Below are 6,336 nucleotides of genomic sequence, written 5' to 3' on the forward strand. Positions count from 1 at the left end.
CTGCTGACCGGATGATTCCCTGGCTAGAAATCGATACGCCATTTCCTGATGTCGACCAGGCGCTGACTGAAGCCGATGGTGCGGCAGGACTGCTGGCAGCAGGTGCCGATCTGTCGCCGCAGCGGTTGCTGCAGGCCTATCGGCAAGGTATCTTTCCGTGGTTTTCGGAAGATCAGCCCATCCTCTGGTGGAGTACCGCACCGCGCATGGTGCTATTTACAGATCACCTGATCGTGTCAGACAGCCTGAAAAAAACGCGCCGCAAAATGAGCCGGGATGCGCGATGGGAAGTACGTTTTGACGGGGCATTCGAGCAGGTCATGCGTGCCTGTGCGGAACCGCGTCGGGACGGTCACGGCACCTGGATCAGTGAAGACATCGTCGCAGGCTACTGCGGCCTGCACCGTCTGGGCTTCGCGCATTCCTCTGAAGTCTGGTTCGACGGCAAGCTCGTGGGTGGTGCGTACGGCGTCAGTATCGGCACCATGTTTTACGGCGAATCGATGTTTGCACGCGTCAGGGATGCGTCCAAGATTGCCCTCGTCCACCTGGTAGAATTCCTCCAGAGAAACGGTGTATCAATGATAGACTGCCAACAGGAGACTGCACACTTGGCGTCGCTGGGAGCGCACCCCATCTCGCGGGCCAGATTTTTGCAGCACGTGCGCAAGGCGACGGCAGAACCGCAAATCGACAACTGGCCGGTCGCGCAAGTGGCTGCGGCATCGGCAGGCTCGGGAACCTTCACTGCGAAATGACTACCCATGGCGCACACACTCCTGTTTCTCGGCTTCCACCATGACGCATCTTAAAGAGCTGCCCTTTTCGACCTTGCAGTTTTATGCAACGGCGCCCTACCCCTGCAGCTATCTGAGCGACCGGATGGCACGTTCGCAAGTAGCCACGCCCTCCAACCTGATCAACGCCGACGTCTACTCGCAACTGGTCAAGTCCGGATTCCGGCGCAGCGGTGTTTTTACCTATCGACCGTATTGCGATGGATGCCAGGCCTGCACACCAGTGCGCGTGATCGTCAATGACTTCGTGCGCAACCGCAGTCAGCGTCGGGCCTGGACCCGGCACCGGGATTTGACAGTGGCCGTGACCAAACTGGCCTACAGCCACGAACACTATGATCTGTACCTGCGCTATCAGGCCGCACGCCATGCCGGTGGTGGCATGGATCAGGATAGCCGCGACCAGTACGCGCAGTTTCTGTTGCAAAGCAAAGTCAATACGCGACTGGTCGAGTTCCGCGAGAAGGACGGCACGCTGCGCATGGTCAGCATCATCGATGTGCTCGACGATGGCCTGTCGTCGGTCTATACGTTTTATGAGCCCGATCTGGAAGGGACGTCCTTCGGCACCTACAACGTACTCTGGCAAATCGAGCAAAGCAAAACTCTGGGCATGCCCTATGTCTATCTGGGTTACTGGATCGAAGCCAGTCCCAAGATGGCGTACAAAATCAATTTCAAACCGCTTGAAGCGTTGCGCCTCGGGCAGTGGGCGCTGCTCTGAGCTTGCTCTGAACTTGCTCTGAGTAGCACCAGTCACGACCGCACCACGCTTCGTCATTTCAACCTCTTTTTTCTGCCTCACTCGTGTCCGATAAACTTCTCTACGCTGCTACCCGCCCGCTGCTCTTCCTGCTTGACGCCGAAGATGCGCATAACCTGACCCTGCCCTCGCTACGCCGCGCAGTCGCATTGGGACTGACCCGTTTACTGCCAAAACCGGCGGCCGATCCACGCACCGTGATGGGTTTGCGTTTTCCTAATCCGGTTGGCCTTGCTGCCGGACTGGACAAGGACGGCGCCTACATCGACGGCCTGGCTGCGCTCGGATTTGGCTTCATTGAAGTCGGCACCGTCACGCCGCGTGCGCAACCCGGCAATCCGAAACCGCGCATGTTCCGGCTGCCACAGGCCAATGCACTGATCAACCGGATGGGCTTCAATAACGGCGGCGTCGATGCGTTCGTGCGCAACGTACAGGCGTCGCGTTTTCATCAGGAAAAGGCAGGCATCCTTGGCCTGAACATCGGCAAGAATGCCGACACGCCGATCGAGCGCGCGGCCGACGACTATCTGGCGTGCCTCGAAAAAATCTATCCCTACGCCAGCTATGTGACGGTGAATATCTCGTCGCCCAACACCAAAAACCTGCGCCAGCTGCAAGGCGCCGACGAGCTCGACGCGCTACTGTCGCAATTGAAAAATGCCCAGCAGCGCCTGGCCGATCAGCATGGCCGCTATGTACCGCTGACACTGAAAATCGCACCCGATATCGATGGCGAGCAAATCAAGACGATTGCCGATGCATTGCTGCGCCATCGCATCGACGGCGTCATCGCTACCAACACCACCGTCACCCGCGACGCCGTCAAAGGACTGGCGCATGCCGACGAAACCGGCGGCCTGTCAGGCGCGCCGGTGAAGGCTCTGTCGACCGCAGTAATCCGGGCGCTGAAGGCAGAATTGGGCGACACCATTCCGATCATTGGTGTCGGCGGCATTCTGTCTGGCGCCGATGCCAAAGAAAAACAGGATGCCGGTGCAGCGCTGATCCAGCTCTACACCGGTTTGATCTATCGCGGTCCCGCACTGGTGCGCGACTGCGCCAGCGCCTTACGGAGTACGTCATGAAAAAAATCCAGCTGGGAACCAGCGACCTGCAGGTCTCCGCCGTCTGCCTTGGCACCATGACTTTCGGCGAGCAGAACAGCGAAGCCGAAGCGCACAGTCAACTCGATTACGCGCTCGAACGTGGCATCAATTTCGTCGATGCCGCCGAGATGTACCCGGTCATGCCGCGGGCCGAAACCCAGGGCGCAACCGAACGCATCATCGGCACCTGGCTGAAAAAAACCGGTCGGCGCAACGACATCGTGCTAGCCACCAAAGTCGCCGGCCCCAACCCGAACATGACCTGGATACGCGGCGGCAAAAACAATCTGGATGCCGCCAATATCCACGCCGCTGTCGACGCCAGCCTGCAGCGCCTGCAAACCGACACGATCGACCTGTATCAGTTGCACTGGCCCAGCCGCAACGTACCGATTTTCGGCCAGCTGTCCTTTAATCCGAACGCCGAACGGCCCTGCATCCCGATCGCCGAAACCCTCGATGTGCTAGCCGGCCTGGTCAAGGCCGGCAAGATTCGGCATATCGGCGTCTCCAATGAAAGTGCCTGGGGCGTCAGCGAATTCGTAAAGCAGTCCGAACTGCACGGCACGCCACGCATTGCCTCGATCCAGAACGGCTATCACCTGGCCAACCGCAGCTTTGAAGGCGCGCTGGATGAAACCTGTTTTCGTGAACAGGTCAGCCTGCTGGCCTACAGTCCGCTGGCGTTCGGACAACTGACCGGCAAATATCTGACGGACCCGAATGCCAGTGGCCGACTGACACTATTCCCGCCAACCTGGAGCCCGCGCTACCTGCGTACCAGCGTGATCGAAGCAGCACGCCGCTACGCCGCACTGGCAGCTGCGCACGGGATGACGCCGACTGCATTGGCGCTGGCCTGGTGCTACTCGCGCTGGTTTGTCGCCTCGACGATCATTGGTGCGACCAGCGTGGCGCAGTTGAAAGAAAATATCGATGCGTATTCGGTCGTGCTGCAGGACGACGTGATCGCGGCGATTAATGTAATTCATGCCGAGATGACGAATCCGGGGCAATGAATCTGGCGGCAGAAAGCGAATGACACCGGCTTCGGCCGGGCTTCATTTGCGCCGCTGATCAGATCACGTTCCTCACCGCATGGTGGACATCGGCCCGTGTCGACGGCCGGGCGAATTGCACGCATAGAAAAGGCACCCTGTAGGCCCGGCTACCAAACTCAACCTGCATCATCAGCTGCAAACCACCGCTGCATTTCAGCAACAGTCACTCTCCCCATCACTGCCAGCGGCAATACTTGCAAGACAACTGCTGATCCGGCCAATTGCCCGTCCCGATATTGCGCTTCGCAGACCACCCGGCTTGGCCCTTCGCATAAAAACGTTGTGCGCCCGACCACGCCAGCACCTCAATTTGCACGCCGTGATGAAGAACTCCCGGTGTCACCGGTAGCATTCAACAACCGATAGTTAGTGTCATCAACTACCGGAACATCCTGCGTCTGCTGGCGCGACTTCCATTCTGAAACATGACATCCCTGACCTCCCGTCGCGGTTCCGCAATGATCGAATTCATCGTGATTGGTCCTGTCATCACGCTGATCGGATTGGCAGTCCTCCAGTACGGCCTGGTGTTTTTCGCCAGGAACCACTACAACCACGCCAGTTTCATGGCTGCCCGCGCCGGCAGCACCGGTCACGCCAACCTGACCACAATCGAACATGCCTACGCCACCGCGCTGGCGCCACTCTACGGCGGCGGCACCAATCCGGCAGCGCTTGCGGCATCGGCCGCCCGGGCGCTGGCCGATATCCAGACCCACGCCCAAGTCGAGATACGCAATCCTACCACCGAGAGCTTTCAGGACTTCAATGTCGCGGCATTACAGGCCCGCGTCGGTAACGGCAAACGCGTGATTCCGAACAGCGGCCAGCAAACCCGAACAGCCGTGATCGGCACGCAATCGGGCCAGAGCATCCAGGATGCCAACCTGCTCAAGCTGCGCATCACGACCGGCTACAAACCGCAAGTGCCCTTGGTCGGGTCGCTCTATCTGGGCTTGCTGCAATTACAGGATGACGGCACCAGCGGCATCCGCACCACGTTGCTGCGTGCAGGGCGCATTCCGGTGGTGACCGATGTGATGGTGCAGATGCAATCGGACGCGATCGAGGGAAACAACCTCTCCGGCCCGGGCACCGGCAATGGCGCCGATCCCGGTAATACGGGCAATCCGCCACCAGTGACGCAACCGCCGGCGGGCTGTACTTCCCCGCCATGCAACACACCACCACCGTCATCACCTCCAGGCAATCCGAGCCCGACCGAACCCGGTGGCAATTGCACTGGTGGCGTATGTCCGATCTGCCCTGACCCGGTAGCGGTCACCGTCGTCGTCCCGGGCGATATCACCTTTGCCTTCGGGCAGGCAACGCTCACCGCAGCCGGCATGACGCAACTCGACACGCTGATTGCCTCAGCCAATGCGGGTGGCTATACCTCGGTCAGCGTCGATGGTTACACCGACCAGATCGGTAACGACAAGACCAATCTGGCGCTGTCAGCGGCACGTGCCCAGACTATCAGGACCTACTTGCTCGGCCACGGCCTGTCGGGCTTGCCGATCCGTGCGACCGGACATGGCGCGGCCAATCTGAAGGTGGAACTGGCGCAATGCGCGGGCCAGACCGGCGTCGCGTTGCAACGCTGCCTCGCACCAAACCGACGGGTCGATGTGACCCTCAATCCGTAGGCGAGCTGCAATTGCCCTTCATTGATACGACCTCCGACCGACTATTGACCGCCATGACATCGACTTGCCACCTCTTTCGCACGCTGTATTTTCTGCTGCTCCTGGTGCTACTGGCGGCGTTCCCGGTGCACGCGCAGAACAAGCAAACCCGGCAATGCACGGCACCCACCGCCGGCAATCCGGGCGTCGCCTGTGCCGGCAATCCGATCAACCTCATCACCGGCAACAAGTACCAGCGCGACACCGACTTGCCGGCCCTGCCGGGTGTGCTCGGTCTGGAAATCGTACGACACTACAACAGCGCATTCGGCACACCGAACGTCCCGAATGGCCTGATCGGACGCGGCTGGCGCTTGTCGTATGAAGTCGAACTGATTGCCGTCGGCAACACGCTCCAGCTGATCGAAGCCGACGGTCACCGCATCATCTTCAACCGTGACCCGCTCAACCGGTCACTCTGCAGCACCAGCGATCCGGCCAACGGCAGCATCGAAATCCTGCGCACTAGTCGCGGCGATGAATTTGTCTGGCAACGGCATGATGGCCAGGTCTGGCGCTTCAATCACCAGCGCAAGCTCGAACAAATCACGGCGCCCACCGGCGAATTCGTCAGCCTGCTGTACGACAACGCAGGCCTGCTGATTCAGGTCACTGATCCGCAGGGCCGGCAACTGCAGCTGAACTATCCGGACCGCAAGACAGCGCGCAGCCGCACCGGGTTCAATGGTGTCCAGTCCATCGACAGTCCGGTCGGACGCTTTGATTATCGCTATGGCAGTACCTCGCCGGCCAATACCCCATCAAACCTGCTCGCCAATCTGATCCGGGTACGCCTGCCAACGCGCACCGAGCGCCACTACCACTACGAAGATGCACAACACCCGACACTGCTGACCGGCATCAGCGTCGCTGAAAGTACCGGAGCCGCCCAGCGCGTTTCGACGTTCGGTTACCAGG

At 60.0% G+C, this 6,336-nt stretch carries 6 protein-coding genes; all 6 read left to right on the forward strand.

The window, feature by feature from the left end; genetic code table 11:
* Positions 1–11: 11 nt before the first annotated feature.
* Positions 12–758 carry a leucyl/phenylalanyl-tRNA--protein transferase gene (gene aat, locus ABD720_RS14050; RefSeq protein WP_344763965.1) on the forward strand — a complete coding sequence of 249 codons (747 nt, stop codon included), beginning with the start codon at positions 12–14 and terminating at the stop codon, positions 756–758.
* A 40-nt stretch (positions 759–798) separates the two neighbouring features.
* Positions 799–1,521, forward strand: a complete 723-nt coding sequence (locus ABD720_RS14055; protein ID WP_344763967.1) for an arginyltransferase — start codon at positions 799–801, stop codon at positions 1,519–1,521.
* A gap of 83 nt (positions 1,522–1,604) precedes the next feature.
* Positions 1,605–2,648, forward strand: coding sequence for a quinone-dependent dihydroorotate dehydrogenase (locus tag ABD720_RS14060; protein ID WP_344763969.1), 1,044 nt, complete (start codon positions 1,605–1,607; stop codon positions 2,646–2,648).
* The gene (locus ABD720_RS14065; RefSeq protein WP_344763971.1) at positions 2,645–3,688 is read left to right on the forward strand and encodes an aldo/keto reductase; all 1,044 of its coding nucleotides are present in this window, start codon (positions 2,645–2,647) and stop codon (positions 3,686–3,688) included. Before ABD720_RS14060 ends, ABD720_RS14065 begins: the two co-directional genes overlap by 4 nt.
* 467 nt (positions 3,689–4,155) lie before the next feature.
* Positions 4,156–5,379, forward strand: a complete 1,224-nt coding sequence (locus ABD720_RS14070) for an OmpA family protein (RefSeq protein ID WP_344763973.1) — start codon at positions 4,156–4,158, stop codon at positions 5,377–5,379.
* A gap of 11 nt (positions 5,380–5,390) precedes the next feature.
* Positions 5,391–6,336, forward strand: a 946-nt coding sequence (locus tag ABD720_RS14075) for a DUF6531 domain-containing protein (protein WP_344763974.1), incomplete at its 3' end; no start/stop codon positions are given.

The sequence above is a fragment of the Actimicrobium antarcticum genome, from assembly GCF_039536745.1.
In the GTDB taxonomy this organism is placed as follows: Bacteria; Pseudomonadota; Gammaproteobacteria; order Burkholderiales; family Burkholderiaceae_D; genus Actimicrobium; species Actimicrobium antarcticum.